This window comes from Micromonospora matsumotoense, assembly GCF_050951065.1.
GTDB classification, from domain to species: domain Bacteria; phylum Actinomycetota; class Actinomycetes; order Mycobacteriales; family Micromonosporaceae; genus Micromonospora; species Micromonospora matsumotoensis.
In genome coordinates this window covers 1,127,867-1,153,304 of the sequence record NZ_CP192025.1, presented here as the reverse complement: position 1 = coordinate 1,153,304, position 25,438 = coordinate 1,127,867, and the positions used below count along the sequence as shown (strand labels likewise).

At 69.3% G+C, this 25,438-nt stretch carries 14 protein-coding genes; 2 read left to right on the top strand and 12 right to left on the bottom strand.

The window, feature by feature from the left end; genetic code table 11:
* Positions 1-2: 2 nt before the first annotated feature.
* The 12 genes from ACQP1S_RS05415 to ACQP1S_RS05360 form a co-directional block, all read right to left on the bottom strand.
* Positions 3-10,481: an SDR family NAD(P)-dependent oxidoreductase gene (locus ACQP1S_RS05415; protein WP_432903653.1), complete on the bottom strand. Its 10,479-nt coding sequence runs from the start codon at positions 10,479-10,481 to the stop codon at positions 3-5.
* Positions 10,474-11,289: a thioesterase II family protein gene (locus ACQP1S_RS05410; RefSeq protein ID WP_432903650.1), complete on the bottom strand. Its 816-nt coding sequence runs from the start codon at positions 11,287-11,289 to the stop codon at positions 10,474-10,476. Before ACQP1S_RS05410 ends, ACQP1S_RS05415 begins: the two co-directional genes overlap by 8 nt.
* Positions 11,286-11,927, bottom strand: coding sequence for an NADPH-dependent FMN reductase (locus ACQP1S_RS05405; protein WP_091248576.1), 642 nt, complete (start codon positions 11,925-11,927; stop codon positions 11,286-11,288). Before ACQP1S_RS05405 ends, ACQP1S_RS05410 begins: the two co-directional genes overlap by 4 nt.
* 91 nt (positions 11,928-12,018) lie before the next feature.
* A complete protein-coding gene (locus tag ACQP1S_RS05400) occupies positions 12,019-12,861 on the bottom strand; it encodes an alpha/beta fold hydrolase (RefSeq protein WP_091248572.1) in 843 nt (280 codons plus the stop codon).
* A 43-nt stretch (positions 12,862-12,904) separates the two neighbouring features.
* Positions 12,905-14,035 (bottom strand): LLM class flavin-dependent oxidoreductase, encoded by a 1,131-nt coding sequence (locus tag ACQP1S_RS05395; RefSeq protein WP_218108249.1) that lies wholly within the window; start codon positions 14,033-14,035, stop codon positions 12,905-12,907.
* Positions 14,036-14,095: 60 nt separating this feature from the next.
* Entirely contained in the window at positions 14,096-15,373 is a 1,278-nt protein-coding gene (locus ACQP1S_RS05390; protein ID WP_176739066.1) for an MFS transporter, read from the bottom strand.
* 241 nt (positions 15,374-15,614) lie between these two features.
* A complete protein-coding gene (locus ACQP1S_RS05385; RefSeq protein ID WP_432903645.1) occupies positions 15,615-18,581 on the bottom strand; it encodes a cation:proton antiporter domain-containing protein in 2,967 nt (988 codons plus the stop codon).
* On the bottom strand, positions 18,568-20,394 hold the full coding sequence (locus ACQP1S_RS05380; protein ID WP_432903642.1) for an NAD(P)/FAD-dependent oxidoreductase: 1,827 nt from the start codon (positions 20,392-20,394) through the stop codon (positions 18,568-18,570). The genes ACQP1S_RS05385 and ACQP1S_RS05380 overlap by 14 nt, the downstream gene beginning before the upstream one ends.
* 41 nt (positions 20,395-20,435) lie before the next feature.
* Complete coding sequence (locus tag ACQP1S_RS05375; RefSeq protein WP_432903639.1) at positions 20,436-21,227, bottom strand: TauD/TfdA dioxygenase family protein; 792 nt, start codon at positions 21,225-21,227, stop codon at positions 20,436-20,438.
* A complete protein-coding gene (locus tag ACQP1S_RS05370; RefSeq protein WP_432903636.1) occupies positions 21,224-22,198 on the bottom strand; it encodes an L-tyrosine/L-tryptophan isonitrile synthase family protein in 975 nt (324 codons plus the stop codon). Before ACQP1S_RS05370 ends, ACQP1S_RS05375 begins: the two co-directional genes overlap by 4 nt.
* Positions 22,199-22,205: 7 nt before the next feature.
* A complete protein-coding gene (locus ACQP1S_RS05365) occupies positions 22,206-22,898 on the bottom strand; it encodes an HAD family hydrolase (protein WP_432903633.1) in 693 nt (230 codons plus the stop codon).
* Positions 22,899-22,902: 4 nt separating this feature from the next.
* Positions 22,903-23,139 carry a hypothetical protein gene (locus ACQP1S_RS05360; RefSeq protein WP_091248543.1) on the bottom strand — a complete coding sequence of 79 codons (237 nt, stop codon included), beginning with the start codon at positions 23,137-23,139 and terminating at the stop codon, positions 22,903-22,905.
* A 560-nt stretch (positions 23,140-23,699) separates the two neighbouring features.
* On the opposite strand from ACQP1S_RS05360, the gene gap reads away from it, so the two are divergent.
* Together gap and dhaL are read left to right on the top strand one after the other, a co-directional pair.
* Positions 23,700-24,698 carry a type I glyceraldehyde-3-phosphate dehydrogenase gene (gene gap, locus ACQP1S_RS05355; RefSeq protein ID WP_091248539.1) on the top strand — a complete coding sequence of 333 codons (999 nt, stop codon included), beginning with the start codon at positions 23,700-23,702 and terminating at the stop codon, positions 24,696-24,698.
* 150 nt (positions 24,699-24,848) lie between these two features.
* On the top strand, positions 24,849-25,427 hold the full coding sequence (dhaL, locus tag ACQP1S_RS05350; RefSeq protein WP_432903629.1) for a dihydroxyacetone kinase subunit DhaL: 579 nt from the start codon (positions 24,849-24,851) through the stop codon (positions 25,425-25,427).
* The last annotated feature ends 11 nt before the right edge of the window (positions 25,428-25,438 follow it).

Here is a 25,438-nt window from a genome sequence, read left to right as displayed (position 1 = left end):
GCTCAGCCGATTCCCAGTTCGCGGTCGAGCATCGCAAACATCTCGGTGTCTGAATCCGAGACGCCCGCACCGTCCTCGTCGACGGAATCGAGTCGTAGCAGGGCCCGCCGCAACCGTTGCGACAACTGCTGGCGGAGTTCGTCCGGCAACTCGGCGTCCGACCAGGACGACTCCCAGTGGCCGAACTGCGTCATGAGATCGACCTCGTCCGCCTCGGCGTCCCCTGCCGTTTCCCCGATTAGCTCGCCCGCCAGGTGGGCGGCGAGAGCAGCCGGGGTCGGATATCGGAAGACGAGCGTGGGCGGCAGCGAGAGGCCGGTCGCACCCGCGAGACGATTGCGCAGCTCGACCGAGGTGAGGGAGTCGAAGCCGAGATCCTTGAAGGGTCTCTGGGAATTGACGGTGGTGGTGTGGCCGAGGACGGTGGCGGCCTCGGTCGTGACCAGGTTGAGCAACAGAGCCTGCTGTTCTGCCGGGGTCAGCGCCGTCAGCCGTCCCCGCAGGCTGGTCTCGTCGCCCCGGCCGGCGGCTGCGGCGGCCGGGCGCTGCTGCCGGACGCGGATCAGGTCACGCAGCAACGACGGCACCGGGGCACCCGCCGCCGGGACGGGCCTGGGCAGCGGCAGCACGTGCGGCAGAGGTGCCGCCAGCGCCTGGTCGAGCAGGGCCAACGCCTGATCGGTGGTCAGCGGGCGCAGGCCGGACCGCGCCATCCGGGTCCGGTCGGCGTCGGTCATGCCCCCGGTCATCTCACTGGCCTGCTCCCACAGGCCCCAGCCGAGCGACACCGTGGGCAGTCCCCGCAGGTGACGCTGCTGTGCCAGCGCGTCCAGGATCGCGTTCGCCGCCGCGTAGTTTCCCTGACCCGCGTTGCCGAACGTGGCCACCGCAGACGAGAACAGGAGAAAGCCCGCCAGGTCCATGTCCTGGGTGAGTTCGTGCAGATGCCACGCGGCGACCGACTTCGCCGCCAGTACCCGTCGCACCTGCGCGTCACTCAACGTCATGAGCAGACCGTCGTCAAGCACTCCGGCAGCGTGCACCACCGCGGTCACGGGATGCTCGGTCGCGACCCCGTCCAGCGCCGCGGCCAGCGCCGTGCGGTCTGCCACGTCGCACGACACCACGTCGACGTGGGCACCCAGGGCCGTCAAATCGGCCACCAGCCGCGGGGCGTCGGGCGCGTCCACACCACGGCGGCCAAGCAGCAGGAGGTGCCGCACCCCGTGCTCGGCGACCAGGTGGCGGGACAGGATCGCGCCCAGCGTCCCGGTGCCCCCCGTCAGCACCACCGTTCCCTCGGGGTTCATCGGGCGAGGCATCCGCAGCACGACCTTGCCCACATGCCGGGCCTGGCTGACGTACCGCAACGCCTCCGGCGTGCGCCTGGCGTCCCACACGGTGATCGGCAGCGGCGACAGCAGACCCTGGTCGAACAGGTCGACCAGCCGGGTCAGCATCTCCCGCAGCAACTCCGGGTCCAACGCCAGCAGATCGAAGGCCCGGTACCAGACGCCCGGGTACGAGGCCGCGACCTGGTCGGGGTCGCGGAGATCGGTCTTGCCCAGTTCGACGAACCGGCCACCGCTCCCGGCCGCGGCCAGCCGTAGCGACGCGTCCGCGAACGGGCCGGTCAGCGAATTCAGCACGACGTCCACGCCGCGCCCCTGCGTCGCGGCCAACCCTCCCTGCGCGAAGTCCAGGGTCCGCGACGAGAACACGTCGCCGTCGGCGACCCCAGCTTCCCGCACCACCTCCCACTTGCCTTCACTCGCGGTCCCCAGCACGCGCGCCCCGAGCCGGTGCGCGATCTGCACCGCCGCCAGCCCGACCCCGCCGGCGGCTGCGTGGACCAGTACCGTCTCGCCGGCTCGCACCCGGCCCAGCTCCACCAGCGCATACCAGGCGGTCAGAAACACGACCGGCACTCCGGCCGCCGTCTCCCACGACCACCCGTTCGGCATCGGCACCACCAGGCGGGCATCCGTCACCACGACCGAGCCGGCGCCGCCCGCAACGATCCCCATCACCCGGTCGCCCGCGCTCAGGCCCGGGACATCCGGACCGACCTCGATCACCTCTCCCGACATCTCGATGCCCACGCCCTCGAGGTGCGGCACCAGGCCGAGGGAGACCACCACGTCCCGGAAGTTGATCCCCACGGCCCGCGTGCGCACCCGGATCTGCCCCGGCATGAGGCGGTCGCCGGTGCCGGGGTGGGCGGCGAGGGTGAGACCGTCCAGCGTTCCCCGCTCGGACGCCTCCAGCCGCCACTCGCCTTCCCTCGGCAGCTTGAGCGCCTGGTCGGCCGGGGCGAGTCGGGCGGCACGCACGGTGTGCCGCCGCAGAGCCAGTTGCGGTTCCCCGGCCACCGAGGCCGCCGCAGGAAGCAGACCCAGGGAACAGCTGTCGCTGTCCACCAGCAGGATGCGGTCGCTCGCGTCCTCCTGCTGGACCGAACGCAGCAGGCCCCAGGCCCCGGCGGTGTCGGGATTCTCGATGACGTCACCGGCGTCCACGGCGATCGCACCGCGGGTGAGTACGAGCAGTCGTCCCGTCGCCCAACAGGTGCGGTGGAGCCACTCCCGCACCGCATCCCGCACATCCTGCACGAAACCGACCCCGTCGGGTCCGGGGGCCGTCGGCAACGCCAGCACGGTCACCGCAGGGGCGGGGGTCAGCCCGGAGGTGACGGCATCGGCCAGTTCCGCGACCGAGTTCCAGGACCGCAGCGCCGCTTTGCCGCCCACCACGGCGGGATCCAGGCCACCGACGACGGCCCACTCCCCGGCGAGAAGCGGGGTGGGCAGGGCGATCTCCGGCCACTGCAGGCGGTACAGGTCGGCCCCGGCGGGCGACGTGCCGCTGGGCAGGCTGTCGGTGCGGATCGGACGCAGCACCAGGGCGTCCACGCTCAGCACCGGCCCCCCGACGAGATCCGTCACCTGCAGACACACCGCGTCCTCACCGACGAGGGTGATCCGGGCCCGGACCTCGCGCGCCCCGGTAGCGTGCAGGCGCACCCCCGACCACACGAACGGCAGCCGCGGTACGTCGTCGGGGAACCAGCCACCCGCGCCTATCGCGTGCAACACCGCGTCCAGCACCGCCGGATGGATGCCGAACCCGTCGCCGCTGACCGGTTGCTCGGGTAGTCCGACCTCCACCAGCACCGTGTCTCCCGTACGCCAGATCCCTCGTACGCCCCGGAACGCCGGCCCGTACTCGTACCCCGCAGATGCCCGTTGCTCGTAGAAGGACGCCACGTCGGCACCGTCCACGAGCTGCTCCGCGCCGGCCGTGGACCAGACCGGGGACGGTTCGGCGGCGACCTGGCCCTCGGCGGCGAGGATGCCGGTGGCGTGCAGGGTCCATTCCTGTTCCGGCGTCGTGTCCGGGCGGGCGTGCACACTGACGCGGTGCTCGCCCTGCTCATCGGCACCCGCGACCGAGACCTGTACGACCATCGCACCCTGCTCGGGCAGCAGCAGCGGACTCTGCAGGGTCAGCTCCCGCAGCACGTCGCACCCCAACTGGTCACCGGCGCACACTGCCAGATCAACGAAGGCCGTACCCGGCAGCAGGACCGAGCCCAGCACCGCGTGGTCGGCGAGCCACCCGTGGGATCGCAGCGACAGCCGTGCGGTGAAGACGACGCCACCCGGGCCCGCCAGCTCCATGCCCAGACCCAGCAGTGGATGGGACGACGCCAGCGCGCCCCAGCGCGACGCGTCGCCGGTCCGGCCGGTGTTCGCCGGCCAGTAGCGCTGGTGTTGGAAGGGATACGTCGGCAACCCCACCACACGCCCCGCAGGCAACACCCGACCCCAATCCACCTCCACACCACACACAAACGCCTCAGCCGCCGAACGCACCAACCGATCCACCCCACCATCACCCCGCCGCAACGACCCCACCACCACAAACTCCCCACCCACACCATCCACAATCTCCTGCAACGCCGGCACCAACACCGGATGCGCACTCACCTCAACAAACGCCACACCCCCCGCACCCACCGCCGCCCCCACCGCATCCGAAAACAACACCGTCTGCCGCAAATTCCTATACCAATAATCCGCATCCAACCCCCCAGTATCCAACCACCCACCAGTCACCGACGAATAAAACGCCACCCCACAAGACCGCGGACGAACACCCGCCAACTCCACCCGCAACCGCCCCTCCACCCGCTCCACAAACCGCGAATGCGACGCATAATCCACCGCAACCCACCGCGCCCGCACCCCCAACCCCTCACACTCCGCCACCAACCCCCGCAACTCATCCACCGGCCCCGACACCACCGTCGAACCAGGCCCATTCACCGCCGCCACCGACAACAAACCCCACCCACCCAACAACTCCTCCACCCGCGCACGAGAAACCCCCAACGACACCATCGACCCCTCACCACACAACTCCCGCAACACCCGCGAACGCAACGCCACCACCCGAGCCGCATCCTCCAACGACAAACCCCCCGCCACACACGCCGCCGCAATCTCACCCTGCGAATGCCCCACCACCCCCACCACCCGCACACCCCACGACTCCCACACCCGCGCCAACCCCACCATCACCGCAAACAACACCGGCTGCACCACATCCACCCGATCCACATCCACACCACCCGACCCCCCACACACCACATCCACCACCGAAAAACCCACCAACGGATCCAACACCCGCGCACACTCCTCCACCACCCCACGAAACACCCCACTCCCCGCCCACAACCCCGCACCCATCCCCCGCCACTGCGAACCCTGACCCGGAAACACCAACACCACCCCACGATCCGCACCCACCACCACCCGACCCGACACCACACCACCACCCACACCACCACCACCCGCCAACACCCCCAAACCCCCCAACAACGACACCCGATCCGACCCCAACACCACCCCCCGACACTCAAACCGCGACCGACCCCACAACGACACCCCCACATCCCCCACCGACACACCAGCACCAACCCCACCCACAAACCCCGCCAACCGACCCGCCTGCTCCCCCAACGCCCCCACCGACCGCCCCGACAACACCCACACACCCAAGGACTGCCCGTCGTCACCCGCCACCGACGCCGGCGCGACCGCGTTTCCGACGGGTGTCGTCGACGGCACCCGGGTCCAGTCGACGTGCACGCCGCGCGCGTATGCCTCGGCCGCCGAACGCACCAACCGATCCACCCCACCATCACCCCGCCGCAACGACCCCACCACCACAAACTCCCCACCCACACCATCCACAATCTCCTGCAACGCCGGCACCAACACCGGATGCGCACTCACCTCAACAAACGCCACACCCCCCGCACCCACCGCCGCCCCCACCGCATCCGAAAACAACACCGTCTGCCGCAAATTCCTATACCAATAATCCGCATCCAACCCCCCAGTATCCAACCACCCACCAGTCACCGACGAATAAAACGCCACCCCACAAGACCGCGGACGAACACCCGCCAACTCCACCCGCAACCGCCCCTCCACCCGCTCCACAAACCGCGAATGCGACGCATAATCCACCGCAACCCACCGCGCCCGCACCCCCAACCCCTCACACTCCGCCACCAACCCCCGCAACTCATCCACCGGCCCCGACACCACCGTCGAACCAGGCCCATTCACCGCCGCCACCGACAACAAACCCCACCCACCCAACAACTCCTCCACCCGCGCACGAGAAACCCCCAACGACACCATCGACCCCTCACCACACAACTCCCGCAACACCCGCGAACGCAACGCCACCACCCGAGCCGCATCCTCCAACGACAAACCCCCCGCCACACACGCCGCCGCAATCTCACCCTGCGAATGCCCCACCACCCCCACCACCCGCACACCCCACGACTCCCACACCCGCGCCAACCCCACCATCACCGCAAACAACACCGGCTGCACCACATCCACCCGATCCACATCCACACCACCCGACCCCCCACACACCACATCCACCACCGAAAAACCCACCAACGGATCCAACACCCGCGCACACTCCTCCACCACCCCACGAAACACCCCACTCCCCGCCCACAACCCCGCACCCATCCCCCGCCACTGCGAACCCTGACCCGGAAACACCAACACCACCCCACGATCCGCACCCACCACCACCCGACCCGACACCACACCACCACCCACAGCCGACGCCATTTCCTCCTCGGGTGCTTCCTCGAGGATCACGTGTGCGTTCGTGCCGCTGATCCCGAACGACGACACACCCGCCCGACGCGGACGCCCCACCACCGGCCACTCCCGATTAGCCGTCAACAACTCCACCCGCCCCGACGACCAATCCACCTCCCCCGACGGCACCTCCGCATGCAACGTCCGCGGCAACACCCCATGCCGCAACGCCAACACCATCTTGATCACACCACCCACACCCGCAGCCGCCTGCGCATGCCCAATATTCGACTTCAACGACCCCAACCACAACGGACCCTCCCGACCCACCGCCCGCCCATACGTCGCCAACAACGCCTGCGCCTCAATCGGATCCCCCAACCGCGTCCCCGTCCCATGCGCCTCCACCACATCCACCTCACCCGCCCCCAACCCCGCCCGCGCCAACGCCCCACGAATCACCCGCTGCTGGGCCGCACCGCTCGGAGCCGACAGGCCATTGCTGGCGCCGTCCTGGTTCACCGCGCTGCCCCGCACCACCGCCAACACCCGCCGACCCGCCCGACGCGCATCCGACAACCGCTGCACCACCAACACCCCGACACCCTCGGCCCAACCGGTGCCGTCGGCGCCCGCACCGAACGCCTTGCACCGACCGTCCGGGGCCAACCCCCGCTGCCGGCTGAACTCCACGAACATCCCCGGATGCGGCATCACCGTCACCCCACCCGCCAACGCCATCGAACACTCACCCGCCCGCAACGACTGCACCGCCAAATGCAACGCCACCAACGACGACGAACACGCCGTATCCACCGTCACCGCCGGCCCCTCCAACCCCAGGCAATACGCCACCCGACCCGACACCACACTCGATGTGCTGCCGGTCAACTGGTAGCCGTCGAAACCCTCGACGGGCTCGTGCAGGGAGGAGCCGTAGTCGTTGCCCATTGCTCCGGCATAGACGCCCACCTGCTCACCACGCAGCGACAACGGATCAATCCCCGCGTCCTCCACCGCCTCCCACGAAACCTCCAGAAACAACCGCTGCTGCGGATCCATCGCCAACGCCTCACGCGGCGAAATCCCAAAAAACCCCGCATCAAAACCCGCCACATCCCCCAAAAAACCCCCCGACCGCACATAAGACGTACCCGCCCTATCCGGATCCGGATCATAAAGACCATCCAAATCCCAACCCCGATCCAACGGAAAACCACCAATCGCATCCCCCCCACCCACCACCAACTCCCACAACTCCTCCGGCGACGACACCCCACCCGGAAAACGACACCCCATCCCCACGATCACGACGGGATCCTCGTCGGCAGGCCGGTCCGAAGGCGCACCCGGTGACGGCTGCACGGCCGCCCCGCTCAGTGCTGCGCCGACGAACCGGGCCAGAGCTTCGGCGGTGGAGTGGTCGTACATCACGGTGGTGGGCATGGTGAGACCGGTGGCTTCGTTCACCCGGCCCAGCAACTGCTCGAGCATGATGGAGTCAAAGCCCAGATCGCTGAAGGCGCGGGTGGGTTCCACCGCCCAGGGACCCTCATGCCCCAACAGCGCGGCAGCCGTCGAGCGGACCAGTTCCAACAGATCCGGGCTGCGATCCGACCCGGGCTGCGGGGCCGCCGAGGTCTGCTGCACGGCGGCATCCTGGACCCCGCCGGTGGCAGGACGAGCAGCCGAACGACGCCAGTACCGTCCCCGCTGAAACGCGTACGTCGGCAGGTCGACCCGCTTGCCGTCGACGAACACGCGGTTCCAGTCCGGCGACCGGCCCCGCAGGTGCAGCCGGCCCAGCGCGCCCATAATTGCCTCGGCCTCGGCCCCGTTGGCCGGCAGCGCCGGGACGAACTGATCCGGTTGGCGACCCTCCACACCCGTGCTCGCCATCGCCGACAGCGCGCCGGCGACGCCGAGTTCGAGAAAGGTGGTCACGCCGGACGCGTACAGGCTGTCGACGCCGTCGGCGAAGCGCACCGTCTCGCGCACCTGCCGCGTCCAGTACCGGGGTCCCCGGATGTCATCGGTCACCACACCGGTCAGGGCGGAGACCATGGGGATCGTGGGCTTCCGGAAGGTGAGCCCACCCGCGATACGGGCGAGCTCCGCCAGGATCGGGTCCATGTCGGCGGAGTGACAGGCCCGCATCACCCCCAGGCGGCGGGTCGTCCTGCCCCGCGCCGCCCAGGACTGGGCGATCTCGGCCACCGCGGCGGCGTCACCGGAGATCACTGTGGACATCGGCCCGTTGACCGCGGCGATGTCCACCCCGGCGGCGTCACGCCCGATCGACTCCCGTACCTCGGCCTCACCGGCCTCAAGGGAGTACATCGCGCCCCGGTCGGGCAGCGCCTGCATCAGCGTGCCGCGGGCCGCGACCAGTGCGCAGGCATCCTCCAGGGAGAACACGCCGGCCACATGGGCGGCGGCGAGTTCACCGGCGGAGTGACCGAGCACGTAGTCGGGCCGGATGCCCCAGAACTCGAAGAGGCGGAACAGGGCGACCTCGAAGGCGAACTGGCACGACTGGGCCCAGAGCGTCTCGTCGAGCAGCCTCGCGTCGGCCGTCCCGTCGGCAGCGAAGGCGACCGACTCGACCGGGCGATCCAGATGCCGGTTCAGCTCCCGGCACACGGCGTCGTAGGCGGCGGTGAAGGCCGGGAACTCCGTGTACAGCTCCGCTCCCGCACGCACGCCTGATGCCTCGTGGCCGGGAAACAGGAAGGCCAGCCCGCCCTCGACGGGCCTGCCGATCGGCACCGAGGCGCTCCCGTCCCGCAGCGCCGCCAACTGCGCGACGAGGTCCTCCCTCGTCGCCCCGACCAGCGCCGACCGGTGTTCGAAGGCCGTGCGTGACGTGGCCAGCGAGAACCCCAGCTCGACGGGGGATTCCCGGCCGCCCACGTCAAGGCGGTCCAGCAGGCGTGCGGCTTGGCCCCGGAGCGCCTGGGGGGTCCGGCCGGAGAGCACCCAGAGCAGGGCGCGGGGCTCGGTCAGGATCGCCACCGGCCGGACCGGTGCAGTATCGGGCCAGTCCGACACGACCACATGGCAGTTGGTCCCGCCGAGCCCGAACGCGCTGACTCCGGCGAGCAGCGGCCGATCCGGTCGCGGCCAGGCTCCTGCGTCCTGACGTACCATCAGGTTGCGCGAGGTCAGGTCGAGAGCCGGATTCGCCCGCTCGAAGTTGATGCTCGCCGGCAATTCTCGATGATCGACCGAGGCGACGACCTTGACCAGGCCGACGATGCCCGCGGCGCTCTCCAGGTGACCGATGTTGGTCTTGACCGATCCGACCTGCAGCGTCTCGGCGGGGCCGCGACCGGCTCCCAGCACCCTGCCCAGGGCGGCGGCCTCGATCGGGTCCCCCACCTTGGTGCCGGTGCCGTGGAGTTCGACGTACTGGATGTCGCGGGGATCGACGTCGGCGTCGACGCAGGCCAGCCGCAGCAGCTCCGCCTGGGCCTCCACATTCGGTACGGTGAAGCCGCGACCGTCGCCGTCGTGGTTGACCGCCGTCCCGCGGATGACGGCGTGGATCCGATCAGCGTCGGCGATGGCGTCGGACAGTCGCTTGAGCAGGATCGCCGCACCGCCCTCGCCCCGTACGAAGCCGTTCGCGCGGGCGTCGAAGGTGAAGCAACGGCCGTCCGGCGACAGGGCGCCGAGCTCCGCCATGGCCAACCAACTCGCCGGGGCGACGTTGAGGTTCACGCCCGCCGCCAGGGCCGTCGAGGCCTCCCCCCGGCGCAGTGCCGCGCAGGCCGTGTGCACGGCGACGAGCGAGGAGGACTGCGCGGTATCGATCGTCACACTGGGCCCACGCAGCCCCAGGAAGTACGAGAGCCGGTTCGCCAGCATCCCGTTGCTGAGCCCGGTGAATGACCGGTGGTCGATCTCGTCCAGGGATCCCTGTAGCCGCGCGTAGTCGTCGCCGCTGGCGCCGACGAAGACACCCACGGGGGTTGCGGCCAGCGCGCCCGGCTGGATGCCGGCGTGCTCGATCGCCTCCCAGCCGAGTTCGAGCATCAGCCGCTGACGGGGGTCCATCGCCTCGGCCTCGCGCGGCGACAGCTTGAAGAATCCGGCGTCGAACCGGTCGACGCCCTCGACGAATCCGCCCCACCGTAGCCCGGGGTGGCGGGCGGCTGCGGCGGCCAGCGGTTCGACGAGATCGGGTCGGGCATCGACGATCTCGGTGATTCCGCTGCCTCCGGTGCGCAGAAGTGCCCAGAACGCGTCCGGATCGGGCGCCTTGGGAAGCCGGCACGCATAGCCGATCACGGCGATGCACCCGTCGTTGTCCGCAGTCGCACCGTGCACGTCAGTCATCGGTCACCCCAGTCAGTAGCACGGTCATCAGACGCCCGAGCGCGGTGGTGTACGAGTTCAGGTAGAAGTGACCGCCCGGAAAGGTGTGCAGGGTGAACGGGCCCGACGTGTGGTCCCGCCACTTCTCGGCCTCGGCCACGGCGACCCGCGGGTCCTCGGTGCCGACGAGCGCGACGATCGGGCACCTGAGATCGGGCACGGTGGTGCCCTGATAGCCGTAGGTCTCCACCGCCCGGGTGTCATTGCGGACGAGTGGCAGCGCCGCCTGGACGATCTCCTCGTCGTCGAGGAGTTCGGCCTCGGTGCCGTTCAAGGAGCGGACGACCCGGAGGAGTTCCGCGTCATCGACCAGGTGCAGTCCCTCGTTGCCGAGCAGCGAGGGGGCTCTGGCACCGGACACGAACAGGCCGGCGACCTCCCGGCCCCCGTGTTCGAGGCGCCGGGCCAGCTCGAACGCGAGCAGCGCGCCCATGCTGTGCCCGAACAGGGCCACGGGGCCGGGCTCGTCCGCGAGTACGTCGACGACCCGGGCGGCAAGCTCCCGCAGGTCGTCGATCAGCGGTTCCGCTCGGCGGTCCTGACGCCCGGGGTACTGCACGGCCACCGCCTCCACCACCGGTGACAGCACCCCGGACAGCGCCCGGAAGTAGCCGGCCGAGCCGCCGGAATGCGGGCAGAGCAGCAACCGGACGGCCGCGTCGGGCGCGGGATGGAAGCGCCGCAGCCACAGCACATGATCATCCGATGGCGAGGCGCGCCGGTCACCCGCGCCGCTTGCTCCGAGGTTGCCGGAAACCGTGTCGGTCATGCGAACCGCCCCATACCGAGGCGGGCCTGCATGTCGCCGGCGAACGCGGCGGGCGGTGGTGCGGGCAGCAGCACGTCCAGTCGCATCCGGGCGAACGCCACCACCTGCTCGGCCACCGTCTCCAACTGGGCCTGCAGACGCCCGTCGGAACACTGCCCACCCGGCCCAAAGCCGACGTCGGCCGTGTTCAGCGCGATGCCGAGCGGGGTCGGCCAGCCCCGCAGGGCGAAGACCGTGTCCCGCAGCGCCGCCAGGGTGTTCACCGCACCCTGCCATCCCTGACCAACGGCGATGCAGCCGACGGGCCGATCAGTGAAGTAGGGGCGGACGTCCTCGCGTAGCTCCTCGACGTGGTCGAGCGCGTTCTTCACCAACCCGGACATGCTGCCGTGGTAGGCAGGGCTGGAGAGGACGATGCCGTCGGCTGCGGCGACCTCCGATATCAGTCGGACGGCCTGCGGGCAACGTTTCCGCTCAGCGGGGTCGTAGAGCGGCATCTGCAGATCCTGGCCGACGATCAGCCTGGCCTCGGCCCCGCACTGTTCCGCCGCCGTCAGCGCGGCACGCAGTGCGGCTTCCGCGGTCGAACCCGCCCTGGTCGACCCGCCGATCCCGAGTACGGTCACCTTCGGCCTCATGAACGCCCCCCTCGATCATTTGCCAACTACGACACAGCGATCCGCGACAGCAGACGGCGCCCACCGAGACCGGCCCCGGCGTGGCCCGCCGCTACTGGCGGGAGAGGAACTCCACGACGGCCGCGGCGGTCACCTCGCTGGTCCCGACGCCGTAGTGGCTCCGGTCGACCTCGACAACCTCGGTCTGCGGAACGGCCTTCATGAAGTCCTGGAACGTCTCCTCGGGGACGATCAGCCCGCTCTCCGGCGTCACCGGGTCCAGGCCGCGCACCAGCAGCACCGGGCACCCGACGTCATCCCAGAGGTCACGGCCGTCGTGCTCGATGTCCCACTCGAAGTCCTCCATCACCGCGGCCTTCGAGGTACGAGACCGGAATCCGCCCTCCACCGGCTCCATCTCGTAGACGAAGTAGGACTCCCAGGTCTCCGACCAGGGCCGGACCAGCCCCATGTTCTTGACGTTCTCGAGATACTCCGGGAGCGAGGGAACCGTCGAGTCCAGCCGGTCGATCACCTGCCGGGCGACGTCCATGACCGGGGCCGGAGCCGCGGCGACCTGGTCCAGGAGCACCAGTCGCCGCAGCCGCTCCGGTGCCGTGCGGTGGATGTTGAACCCGATCAGGCTCCCGGTCGACCAGCCGATGTAGTCGAACTCCTCGATGCCCAGCTCATCGGCGATCCCGATGATGTCCTGTGCGTGGGCCGGCCAGCCGTAGGATCCCGCCGGGGTGTTGTCGCTGAGGCCCCGGCCACGCATGTCATGCGCCACGAGCTGGTAGCCCGCACGGTCGAGCGCCTCGGCCAGGGGTTCGAAGCACACCAGGTTGGCGGTCAGGCCGGAGACACCGAAGACGACCGGCCGGTCGCTGCTGCCCCAACGTCGCACGTGCACCGTGCCCGACGGCAGCTCGATGTCGTAGTCCTTGTACTCCACGGCGTACTCCTTCTCGTGACGAGTTCTGCTTCCGGGTGCGGGTTCAGCGGCGGAACTGGGGAATGACGTGCTCGCCCCACATACGGATGGTCTCCATGCATACGTCGAGCGGGACCGTCCCCATCTGGATGAGGCAGATCACCTCGTCGGCCCCTGCCTCCTGCAGCTTCTCGACGTAACGGATCGCCTGCTCCGGCGTCCCGTAGGCGTGGTCGGTGTTGAACACGCCGAGCGTGGTCGGATCCGCGGGGATCCTCGCCTCGTTGAGGAAGGCGATCTGGTCCTCGCGGGCACGGTCCATCGCACGAGCCTGGTCATGGTCGTGGTCGGGGCGGCCGAGCTGCCCGGTCGCTGGATCGACCGACTCATCCGGCCTCGGCCGCCCCATGTAGTAGTGGCCGATCGACTGGGCGAAGAACCGCTGGCCACGGACGCCGATCTCCAGAGCCCGCTGCCCGTCTTCGAGCACGACCGTCGGGCACAGGGCAGCCAGATGGTCGTTGACCGAGGAGGAGACCAACCTGCTCCCACTGCGCGTGGCTATCGCCTCGTCATAGACCTTGCGGAGCTTGCGCACCTCCTCGATGCCGCCGAAGCCCATCACCAGCGCGCCGACGCCGTACTCGGCCGCCAACTCGACGGTCTCCTGCCGGCTGCAGGCCATGAACAGCGGCGGATGCGGCAACTGGACCGGTCGGGGCAGGATGGCACGCGGGCCGATGTCGAGCAGCGGGCCGTGCCATTCCAGGACCTCGTCCTTCCAGGCGGACGCGATGATCCGCACCCCTTCGTCGAGCTCCGCGTGGGTGCGCTCGGGATCCACGCCGAAGAGCGAGGTCTCCACCTGGGTCGCTCCCCTGCCCACGCCGAGATCCAGCCGGCCGTCGGACAGAAGGTCGAGCATCGCCGCCCGCTCGGCCGCCCGGATCGGGTGATTGACTGCGAACGGCAGGCAAACGACCCCGTGCCCGATGCGGATGCGACTGGTCTTGGCGGCCACCATCGACAGGAACACCTCGGGTGCACTCATATGCGCACACCACCGCAGACCGTGGTGCTCAACCGCCCAGACCCGATCGAATCCGGCCTGCTCCGCGAAGACGGCCTGTTCGACACAATGGCGCAGCACGCTGCGCTCATCGGCTGGATCCGCCATCTGTCCTTCGAACGTCATGGAAAAGAGCATCGATCGGTCCATTCCTGCTTGGCGTCGCGGTTCCCGACGACGACGGATCTACACGGTCTTCGCAGCGCTCCGTGCCCGGTGGGCCAGGGTGACCGCGCCGCAAGCGATCAGCAGCACCAGCATCAGCACATTGACCATGCTCCAGCCGAAGAACTGCAGCAGGGACGCAGCGCTGAGACCGCCGATCGCCGAACTTCCCAGGATCAGTGCCTCGCCGAGGGCCTGGCTCCGGGCCTTGTCCTTCGCCTGGTAGGAGGTGGCGATCAGGCCGGAGCCGGAGATGTAGAGCAGGCTCCACGACATGCCCACCAGGGTGAGTGCCGTGATGAAGTTGAACTGGCTGCCACCGGTGGCTCCGATGACGACTCCGGCGATGCCCAGTGCCGTGCCCAGCAGTTGCAGCCAGCCGACACCGACCTTGCGGATGAGGATCCCTGCCATCAGCGCCGGCGCGTACATGCCCACCATGTGGAGCTGGATCATGATGGTGCGTTCATCCGGCCCGTGCCCGGTCTTCATGGCGGCGATCGGCCCGACCGTCATGATCACCATCATCGAGAAGTAGCCGACGCCCGCACCGAAGGCGCCGGCGGCGAAACCCGGCTGCCGCAGGATCGCAGCGCGGGACAACATCTCGGGCGCCTTCTCCACCTGCTCGGCCTGCTGTGCCTGCCCGGCCGGCGGGGTGGCGACGACGCTGCGGTCCTTGAAGAACAACACCACCACCATGGACATCACGGCGAGGACGCTGACGAGGATGTAGGAACCCTCGTACTCGTGCGCCGTCACGTCCATCAGCGCGGTGGCGATGAACGGACCCGCGATGGCCGCGATGATCCCGCCGGTCAGGACCGTCGAGATGGCTCGGGCCCGGTACTCGGCCGGCACCTGGTCGGCGGCGGCGTACCGGTAGTAGCCCGCGCAGCCCTGGAAGAAGCCGATGCACAGCGCACCCAGGCAGAACAGAAGAAACGAGTTGAGGTGGATGGACAGGACGGAGACCAGACCACCCACCACGGCGAGGCCGGTGCCTAGTAGGAAGCCCGCCCGACGCCCGCGCCGTGCCATGAGCGCCGAGGCCAGGCCGGTGGTGCAGGCCGAGCCAACGGTGATCAACGCGAACGGCACGGTGGCTAGGGCCGGGTTGGGGGCGAGTTTGTAGCCGATGAGCCCGCTCAGCGTGAGGTCGACGCTGAGTGAGCACAGATAGAGGGCCTGGGCGGCGATCAGAATCGCGATCTGCCTGGTGCGCCCCTCCCACCAGGGGCCAGTGACGACCGCTTCCTCGGCCGTGGGGTGCTGCTGCCGGCTGGTGCTCTGACTCACCTCGACCCCTCCACTGCGGTCGCACGGAACGTCACGGAGCAAGTCGACGTTCTGGGACGTTCGATCGGAACGTGCCCCGGTCCGGATTCGGCGCGCACCCCAAACAAGGGAACGATGAGTTTTTTCAGACGAACGGACACGGCAAACCAACCTTCACTCAGCATGATGGAACAGCGTTCAGACATTATGAGTGGTGCATCAATAGTGTCAAACCGTTCTGAACCATCGGCAGTTCGCACTCTCAGGGCGTAATACGGCTGTAGCGGCCGGGCGCGATGATGCCGTCCGGGTCCAGCGCGTTCTTGATCAGGCCGATGGCCCCCCAGGGAGCCGTGTCCTGGTGCGTGATGAAGTCCATGGCGTCGATACCGACGCGGTAGAACCGGAAGCCGTCGGCGTACAGCCGCTCGTGCAGGTCCGCGTTGCAGGCGTGCGCCGCCTCGGTCCGGCCGGCGGCAGCGCGGTCGAAGTACAGGTTGATCACGACCTCGGCGTAGTCGGGGCCGGTCGGGTTCACCGCCATGGCGGGGGCGATGCCGTGCCCCTCGCAGACGGACTCGACCAGCTCGACGAGGTCGCGGACGGTCTCTCCGGACACCGCCACCACGGGCATGCACGCCAGGTAGCCGATCGTCGTGTCGTCGAGGGTGTCCAGCTCCGAAGGGGCCGGCTCGTGACCCATGGCGCGGTGCAGACCTTCCAGGAAGGCGGTGGTCGGACGCCCGGCGTGCACCGCGAACATCGCGGAGACCACCGGGTCCGGGTCGGCGGCCGCGTCCTGGCTGTCGACCACCCGCACCTGCGCGCCGGCCCGCGTCAGCTTGTCACCGACGTACCCCACCCCGGCCGCGACCTGCGCCGCAGTCCCGTCGAGCGCCACCACCCCGGTCCACATCGGCACCTCGTGGCTCTGGCTCATCGAACCGATGCGCTTGTTGTTGAAGACATGCACGATCGAGTCGAGCGCGTTGGCGGTGAACAGCTCGGCGATCGTGTCCATGACGCGCGGCAGGGCGGGCTCGGCCAGGGAGAACATCACCAGGCGCAGTTCGTCGCGGACCGGCACCAGATCGACCACGGCAGCGGTCACGATGCCCATACCCGACTGGACGAACAGATGGTCCAGACCGGGACCGAGGCCGTGGCGGTAGTGGTGGAGCTGCCGTTTGCCGTCGCCCGCCCACAGGCCCGTTCGCAGCAACTCGCCCGTTCCCAGCACGACTTCGAGACCGCGCACCTCCTCGGCGCGATGCCGCCGGAACCCGGTGCCGCGTTCGAGGAGGTTGCCCACGATCGACGAGTGCGGCGACGATCCCGTCACGTTCGGCACCAGACCGGGCGCGTGCTGCCGCAGGTGCCCCGCCAGCTGCGCCTGGGTGACGCCGGGTTCGACAACGGCGAAGCGCCCGCGCGGATCGACCTCGCGGATCCGGTCGAGCCCGGAGAGGTCGAGAAGCGCGCACCCCGAGGTGACCGGCAGGCGGGAGCCGAGCCCCCAGTTGCACCCCCGGCTCACCGGGTAGAGCGGTACCTTGTGCTCCCGCGCGACCCTCACCACGTCGGGGACCTGGGCCGGCGCGGTGGGCCGCAGCACGGCCACGATCTGCCGGGGCGGCGACACGGACGTGGTGCTGAGCACCGACTCCGTGCTCGATCCGTCGTCCGAGACCCCGGCTTCACCGAGGATCTCGCGCCACTGGGCAACTGCCTTGTCTTGACTCATCTCGCCCACTTCAGAGATTTGTTCGTGAATGCGCACCGGGGTCACGTGGGGCCCACTCCGCGCCGATGCCCCGACAACCCGCAGGGCGCGCAGCGCCGGACCGGTCGTCGCGGTGGTCACCAGGGTGACCAGGACGAGGGCGGCGAACAGCCGGGCGTCGATCACCCCTGCCTGGTGGCCCACCCCCAGGACGACCAGTTCGGTCAGGCCGCGAGTGTTCATCAGGACGCCGAGCCCCAGCGCTTCAGTGCGCGGCAGGCCCGACCAGTGGCCCGCCAGACCCGCGCCGGCCACCTTGGAGACGGTGGCGACGACGAGCAGCACAGCCAGGAGCACGAGATTCTCCCGGTCGAAGGCGAGCTTCCGGAGGTCGAGGGAGAGACCGAACCCCAGGAAGAAGAAGGGCAGCAGCAGCGTGGCCAGCGACGCGACGGAGGCGGTCGACCTGGAGCCCGCCCGCCCGCCGCCCGCCGCCGGCCAGGCGAGTCCGAAGAGGAACGCGCCGATCAGCTGGTGCACCCCCAGCGCGGCCGTCAGCGCGGCGCTGGCGGCCGTGCCGGCTATGCAGAGGGTCAGCACCGTGCCCGGAGAGCCCGCGAACCGACCGTCGAGCAGCCTGCGGAGCGCGATCCGGACCGGCCCCAGGATCACCGCTGCCAGCACCAGGAGCAGGAGCGTCCGCCAGTTGGCCGCAGCGCTGTGCCCCTGCGCCAGGGCTAGGGCGACCGTGAGGACCGCCCAGCAGACACCGTCGCCCATCCCGGCGGCGTAGAGGCTGATGCGTCCGGTGCGGCTGGAGGTCAGATGGAGGTCGCTGAGGATGCGCGCCAGGACCGGAAACGCGGTGACGCCGAGCGCGCACCCGACGAACAGCGCGAAGGCGGTCGACCCCACCGGGCCTCCGGCGTGCTGCGGGAAGAGCCATGTCGCCAGCAGCAGTCCGGCCGCGAAGGGCACCAGGAAGGAGGCAAGGGCCACCAGGGCCGCGCCCCGCGCTTCCGAGGCCGCGCCGCGCACCGCCGCCAGTTCCTGCCCGACCCCGAACATGAAGAGCACGAGCCCGACCTGGGCCAGGCCGTCGAGGCCGATGACCACCGGCGCCGGGAAGATCCACGCCGCCAGGTCTGGCGCCACCGCGCCCAGCGCCGAGGGCCCGAGCAGGATGCCCGCGCAGATCTCACCGATGACCTGCGGCTGACCGAGGCGGACAGCAAAGGCACCGGCGGCCCGGGCCGTGACGAACACCATGGCGGCTGCGAGCAAGAACACGGCCGTCTGCGAAACCCCTGCCGCAGGCCCGGACGGGCCACCCACGCCGGCCCGCGCGGTGCCCAACAGCGCGGCCGCGCCGACCACGGCCGGTGCGACGACGAGCAGGCTGTAGCCGAGCCGCTGCCGGCGCGGCGGGTCCGGGAGGACGCCCGCCACCGGCTGGCCCGGTGCCGCGCGCACCGGGCCAGCCGTCCTTAGTTCAGCGAGCTTCATCCGCCGCGGACCCGCTGTCTGCGGACACGGACACGGACGCGCCGCTCCCGCCGTCGAGTTTGAGCATTCCCGCGTGCAGCAGTCGTCGGACGAGCAACTGCTGCCCGGGGTCGAGATCGGCAACCAGATGGCTCCACAGGACAGGCCCCCGCCGCAGCAGATTCCACAGCTCGGCGCCCCCGTCCCGACCGTCCACGCTGCGGACCTGGGTGCGATCCGGCTGGTCGCCCCGGGAGAAGCGGTGGCAGGGCACGAGCCTGCCGAGGGCGGCGGGGACGCTGTCGCTGCGCCGCACCGGGTCGTCCCAGTAGGCGGCGGCTGCCGCCCGCTCCTCGGCGGCCATCAGCGAGGGGTCCGGCGGAATGGCGCCCTTGAAGCCGGGAATGTCCAGGCCTGGTCCCGCAGTGACGACGACATCGTCGGCCAGAGAGACCTTGGTGTCCTCGGTCAGGGAGATGTCCTGGGCACGGGCGTACTCCGACATGAATGGGCCCTCGATGTCGAGTCCGTTCAGCCCCTCTCCGGCCGTCATCACTTCCAGCAGGTCGGGCGTGAAGGCGGTGTTGAGCAGGGCGTCGAAGGTCTGCTCATGGCTGAGGCCCAGGGACTCCGGCTTGCCGCGGCTGTTCCAGTAGACGCTGTCAGGGTTGTCGCTGCCGATGGCGTAGTACCACTGGTCGATCGAGAGCGCGAAGGTCACGGCCATGCCGTGCCACTCGTGGTCGTAGTCGTGCCACAGGCCGCGCTGGTCCTGCTCGCTCAGCGTGCCACCGGCCGTGCTTCCGAGCAGGGTGGCCACCGCCACGGCCTGGTTCGTGGCGAAGGCGACGCCCGAGGAGAACAGCGGGTCGACGAAGTACGAGGCATCGCCGAGCAGCAGCCACCGCTCGTCGAAGTCGGCGAACTTGTCATTGATCATCGAGTAGTTGGTGGCGGTCAGCATCCGGTCCCCGACGGGGGTGACGTCCTGGATCAACTCGCGCAGCTTCGGCACTTCCTTGACCGTGCGTAGGAACACCTCCGGGTCGGTGAAGTCGCTGCCGGGCTGCTTGAGGATGTCCGGGTCAGTGACGATGCCGATGGAGTGGGTGACCTTCCGCTCGCCGTCGATGATCTTCGGCACCGGGATGTACCAGCACCAACCGTCGCGGAAGGCGAAGCAGCCGATGGGCGACATGGCGCCGTCGCGGAAGATGTTCCAGTCGCCGTCCAGGGTCTGGGTGAAGACACCGCCCAGGTAGTGCTGCCAGATGGCGATGTTGCGGTACCCCGACAGCCAGTCACGCTTCTTGTTCGTGACGATGCTGTTGCGGCGACCGGACGCGTCGACGAAGTATCCCGCGCGCACGGAACGGCCGTCCTTGAGCACCACCTCACGGCTGCCGCCGTCCTCGGCGAGGGTGCAGCTCGCGACCGCGGCCCCCTCGAAGACCTCGGCGCCGCAGTCCTTGGCGTGGTCGAGCAGGATCTTGTCGAATTCGGCGCGGTTGACGTGCATGGCCCAGCGGTGCACGCCGTCCCGGACCGTGTTGCTGTGGTCGAAGAAGGCGACGTGCGGCTCCTCGCCACGCCACTGGAAGATCCCGCCGAACTTCTTGACCCAGCAGTTGCTCGCCAGGACCTTCTCCAACGCCCCGCTCTCTTCGAGGACGGGTATCAGCGGATGCGCGAACGACTCGCCGATGTGTTCGCGCGGAAAATGCTCCTTCTCGAGCACGGCAACGCTCAGGCCGCCCTGCTTCATCAGGAGCGCCGCGAGGGTCGCGCCACCGGGACCGCCGCCCATGACCACCACGTCGTAGTACGATCGCATCTCTTGCCTCTCTGCCTTACGGCTGGTCTGGGGGGCCGGTTTCACAGCACGTGCACGCGGCGCAGGTGGCGCGCCGAGCCCGCAGTGAACGCGGTGCGGCCGTGCAGCAGGGCGTGGTTGTCGGTGACGACATAGTCGCCGTCCTGCCACTCGTGGTAATAGGTCACCTCGGGGGCGTACAGGCGCTCCTCGATGTCGGCGAAGAACGCCTCGGCGGCCACGTCCTCGGGCAGCCCCGCGACGTCCAGGAAGAGCGGGCTGAGGAACTTGGCGGGGTCTAGCGGCTCGGCGTAGCGCACGACCTGTTCCCCGGTGTGCGGGTGGCGCTGGATCAGGTCCGCGCTGATGTTGCCGCCGTAGTGCGCGGTCTTCTCCTTGCGGTACGTGATCGTGAGCCCGTCCCAGATCTGCCGCGTCGCCGCCGGCAGCCCGTCGAGCACCAGTCCGGTGTCGCAGAAGACGGTCCTGCCGCCGGCGACAGGGGCCTTGACGCACTGGAAGATCTGGTGTGTCGGGACCTGCGCGGCGAAGGCACCGTCCCAGTGGTAGGGCACCGGCCCCGCGGTGAAGACGTAGTCCTTGGGGTCCTCGTGGATCTCCAGGTCGAGCACGTCGCCGAAGTTCCAGGACAGCAGCGGCCCCCAACGGCGCGCGTACTCCACCAGCTCCTCCTTCTGCGCGAACGCGCGGAAGCCGCGCAGCACCACGATCCGGTGCTCACGAATCAGCTCCCGGAGCTGGTCAGGTGCCACCTGCCCGAGTTCGAGGTTCGGCCCGACCGGTTCGAGCATGGTTCCGAAGGGCTTGCCGGGCGTGACGGAGAATGAGCTCATCTGACTGCCTCCTGAAGCAGAAGCCGGGACTTGTGGCTGGCTGGTGGGGCGATGAAGTGGCTCGGCCGGCCGCCGCGCATGACCAACGTCGCGCCGAGCCGTTCCGCCTCCTCGCGCTTGACCAGGCGCACTCCGTCTCCTTCGTCGAGAGCAACCCCGTGCCAGGGCGTGAGCCAGTTGTCACGGGTACGCATCATGTGGATGCCGATCTTCTGGGAGTGGGCGGCCTGCGGGTGGATGGACAGGCGTAGCGCTTCCGGGAAGAAGGCCTCGACGAGGGCGCTCCACGCGTCGCTCCGCTGGACCACCCGGTACGCGCGGAGCTTGGCCTCCTCGCGCACCGTGTTGCGGCTGCGGCCCTCGCTCACGGCGAGCTGGTCCTCGAAGAGGAAGCGGTGGATACCACCGAAGATGGACCGCGCCGCGGGATCCTGCAGTGCCCGCTCCCGGATCTCCTCGACCGGGCGGGCGTAGCGATTGGTCAGCTGCTCCCGCTGTTCGGTGTAGTCGGTGCTCTGGAAGGCGTTCTCCAGCCCGTACGTGTTGATCGAGTCGGAGCCGATCGCCCGGAGCAACAGCTCCAATTCGGCACGGTAGGCCGTCACGTCCTGGTCGTCGACGCCGACCAGATCGCTGAAGACATGGCCGTCGGAACAGATCGTGATCTTCGCCCCGGGCTCGTAGTGGTGGCACACGTAGTCGCAGAAGGACTGCAGGAACTCCAGGGAGAGCCGCTCCCCCAGATCGGGCAGCGTGCCGAGGACCTTCTTACGGTTGGGGGACTTGGCCGGGAAGGCGGGAATCACGAAGTGCAGCGGAACCCCCTGCGCCATGAATCGCTCGACCTTCGGCCGGTGAATTGCGAAACACTCGTCGCACGGCTGCTGCGCGCAGGGGTCGGTCGCACTGCCCGCGATCCGGCGGGACGAGAACAGCAGCCGAAGTATCTGATCCTCAGGTGAGTCGGGCATCGTTCTCCTAAACGGGAATATGGCCAAACATCTGAGACTGCGGAAGATCAAGGCCGGCGGCTCGGGCCGCCGTCTCGAGTCCGTCGAGATCCTCGAGTTCCAGATCCGGCGCACCGGCGCCGATGGGTGTGCCGTAGCCGTACTTGACCCAGGCGACGGGCATGCCGGCGGCCTGCGCGGCGCGCAGGTCGTGGACGCTGTCGCCCACCATCAGCGCGCTGGTGCCACCCACCAGGTCCAGGGCGTGCAACAGCGGACCGGGCGCGGGTTTGCGACCCACGGCCGAGTCGCCGGTGATGACGGCGTCGAAGTAGGGTTCCAGGCCCAGTGCGGACAGGAGCCGATGGGTCACCGGCCCGGCCTTGTTGGTGCACAGCGCGGTTCGCACGCCGGCCGCGCGCAGCCTGCCCAGCAGCTTCTGCGCGCCCGGGTACAGCCGGGCCGCCACCGCGGGTCGTTGCGCATAACCGCTGAGGTACGTCTCCTGGGCACGCGCCACGACCACGGAGTCGATCCGTCGCCCTGACCTGCGTACCGAGGCCTCGATCAGCGCCGTGCCGCCTTCGCCGACCCGCTCACGGACCTCGTCCCTGGTGAGCGAGGGAAGGCCGAACTGTCGTAACGCGGCGTTCGCCTCGCGCGTGATGTCGTCGAGGGTGTCCACCAGTGTGCCGTCGAGGTCGAACAGCACGGTGTCCACCGGCTCAACCCACCGTCTGTGCGGCCGCACCGGATGACGCCAGCATCAGCGGAGCATCCACAGATCCGACATCGTCGGACTCCTGCCCGCCACCGTGGGGAATAGTCGCCGCATCCGCCGTGCGCGTCTTCCGAACCTCCGCCGACGCACCGTCGAGGAGCATCGCCTCCGGATTGCCGAGCACCAGTTCGTCTGACGTCTGCGGCACCACGTTGCGGACGTCGTTGATCAGCTTCTTCACGCCTGAAGTCCCCCGCTCCCGACTTTGCTCTACCCATCGGCGATGTTAGAACTGCCGAACGGCATTCCGCAATACTGAACGTCCACATCGAACAGAGTGTGGGAACTGCTCCGCATAGGCACACGCAAATCCGGAGAAAGCAGCGCATGATCGGATCTGATCTATCCCTGACCGTGGGAGGGAGAGTGGGATGGAGAGTGAGCTGGGCATGTCCCACGTCTCGGCCCCCGCCGGCATCGCGTCGCCGTCCCGCTGCCGACCGACGCCTGGGTTACCGCCCCCTCACCGCGCAGTGCGCCCAAGCCCACGGCGGAGTCGCCCGCCACCCGTGAGCGGTGCCCGGCACGGCTCCTGTTGAGGATCGACGCACCTTGGGGCGAGGCATCTGAGCAGGGCATACAACATTTCGCCTGGCGAGGCCCGAGCGAGTGAATCCGCACACCTTTACTGTCAGCGACCATCCGGTGGCCCGATTCTTGCGCATCATGGCGATCAGACCACTGGTACGAGCACGTATCGCCTGCCAACCTCAAAGACGAGTGAAGGGATACACAAGAGACATGACCCGCATCGCCATCAACGGATTCGGCCGCATCGGGCGCAACGTGCTGCGAGCCCTGCTCGAACGCGACAGCGCCCTGGAGGTTGTCGCCGTCAACGATCTCACCGAGCCCAGCGCCCTCGCGCGCCTGCTCGCCTACGACTCGACGGCCGGCCGACTCGGCCGACCCGTGACGGTCGAGGGTAACCAGATCGTCGTCGATGGCCGCCGCATCACGGTCCTGGCCGAGCGTGAGCCGGCGCAGCTGCCCTGGGGCGAGCTCGGTGTCGAGATCGTGCTGGAGGCGACCGGCCGGTTCACCTCCGCCAAGGCCGCAGGCGCCCACCTCGACGGAGGTGCGAAGAAGGTACTCGTCGGCGCACCGTCGGACGGTGCCGACGTCACGCTCGCGTTCGGCGTGAACACCGATGCGTACGACCCTGCCGTGCACAGGATCATCTCGAACGCCTCGTGCACGACCAACGCCCTGGCGCCGCTCGCCGCCGTTCTCGACGAGCTCGCCGGCATCGAACACGGCTTCATGACCACGGTGCACGCGTACACGCAGGAGCAGAACCTGCAGGACGGCCCGCACCGCGACGCCCGCCGCGCCCGCGCTGCCGCGGTGAACATCGCACCGACGACGACCGGCGCAGCCAAGGCCATCGGCCACGTGCTGCCCAACCTCAACGGCAAGCTGTCGGGCGACTCGATCCGCGTCCCGGTTCCGGTGGGGTCGTTGGTCGAACTCAACACGACCGTCTCTCGCGACGTCACGCGCGACGAGGTGCTGGCGGCCTACCGCACTGCTGCGCAGGGCCCCCTGGCAGGCATCCTCGAGTATTCCGAGGATGAGCTCGTGTCCTCGGACATCACCGGCAACCCCGCATCGTCGATCTTCGACGCGGCTCTCACCCGTGTCGACGGACGCCACATCAAGGTGGTCGCCTGGTACGACAACGAGTGGGGCTTCTCCAACCGCGTCGTCGACACGCTCGAACTGCTCGCGGCCCACTGAGCCCGAGTTCGCGCACTTCCCCGTTGCAGCCCTCCTGAACAGGGCTGCAACGGTGGCCCGTCGAGATCATCTCGCGACCACCGCTCCACGAACGGGGGCTCCGTGGATATCAAACTCGCTCGCGCCTGGGTGCACACCATCGCAGGCGCAGTGGCCGAACAGAAGGACCGTCTCACCTGGCTCGACTCGGCCATCGGCGACGCGGACCACGGCACCAACATGCACCGCGGCTTCACTGCCGCGTCTGCTGCGCTGGACGGTCTGGTGCCGGACACCGTGGGAGCCGTACTCATCGGAACCGGCACCACGCTGCTGTCCTTCGTCGGCGGGGCATCGGGACCGCTGTTCGGCGGAGCGTTCCGGGCCGCCGGCCAGACCATCTGCACCCCCGCCGCCACCACGCAGGAGCTGGCGGAAGCACTGGCCGCAGGGCTGGCGGAGGTCACCCAGATCGGCGCCGCCGTCCCTGGGGACAAGACCGTCGTCGACGCCTGGACGCCGGCGCTGGCCGCCTTCCGTCATCGCGCCGACGCCGGGGCCGACCTGGCCGAAGCCGCTCTCGCCGCAGCTGACGCGGCCGAGGAGGGGATGCGAGCCACCGCACCACTGCAGGCCCGCCGAGGACGCGCGTCGTATCTCGGCACCCGCAGCATCGGGCAACTGGATCCGGGGGCGACCTCCACCGCGCTGATCTTCCGAGCCCTGGCGGACGCTGTCACAGCCCGATAGCGCGCGGCAGG

Coding starts and splice junctions, on each gene's coding strand:
- ACQP1S_RS05370 (WP_432903636.1), bottom strand. CDS start 22,198: ATGCCCGACTCACCTGAGGATCAGATACTTCGGCTGCTGTTCTCGTCC.
- ACQP1S_RS05415 (WP_432903653.1), bottom strand. CDS start 10,481: ATGACTGACGTGCACGGTGCGACTGCGGACAACGACGGGTGCATCGCC.
- ACQP1S_RS05405 (WP_091248576.1), bottom strand. CDS start 11,927: ATGAGGCCGAAGGTGACCGTACTCGGGATCGGCGGGTCGACCAGGGCG.
- ACQP1S_RS05410 (WP_432903650.1), bottom strand. CDS start 11,289: ATGACCGACACGGTTTCCGGCAACCTCGGAGCAAGCGGCGCGGGTGAC.
- ACQP1S_RS05395 (WP_218108249.1), bottom strand. CDS start 14,035: ATGACGTTCGAAGGACAGATGGCGGATCCAGCCGATGAGCGCAGCGTG.
- ACQP1S_RS05380 (WP_432903642.1), bottom strand. CDS start 20,394: ATGCGATCGTACTACGACGTGGTGGTCATGGGCGGCGGTCCCGGTGGC.
- ACQP1S_RS05375 (WP_432903639.1), bottom strand. CDS start 21,227: ATGAGCTCATTCTCCGTCACGCCCGGCAAGCCCTTCGGAACCATGCTC.
- ACQP1S_RS05385 (WP_432903645.1), bottom strand. CDS start 18,581: ATGAAGCTCGCTGAACTAAGGACGGCTGGCCCGGTGCGCGCGGCACCG.
- gap (WP_091248539.1), top strand. CDS start 23,700: ATGACCCGCATCGCCATCAACGGATTCGGCCGCATCGGGCGCAACGTG.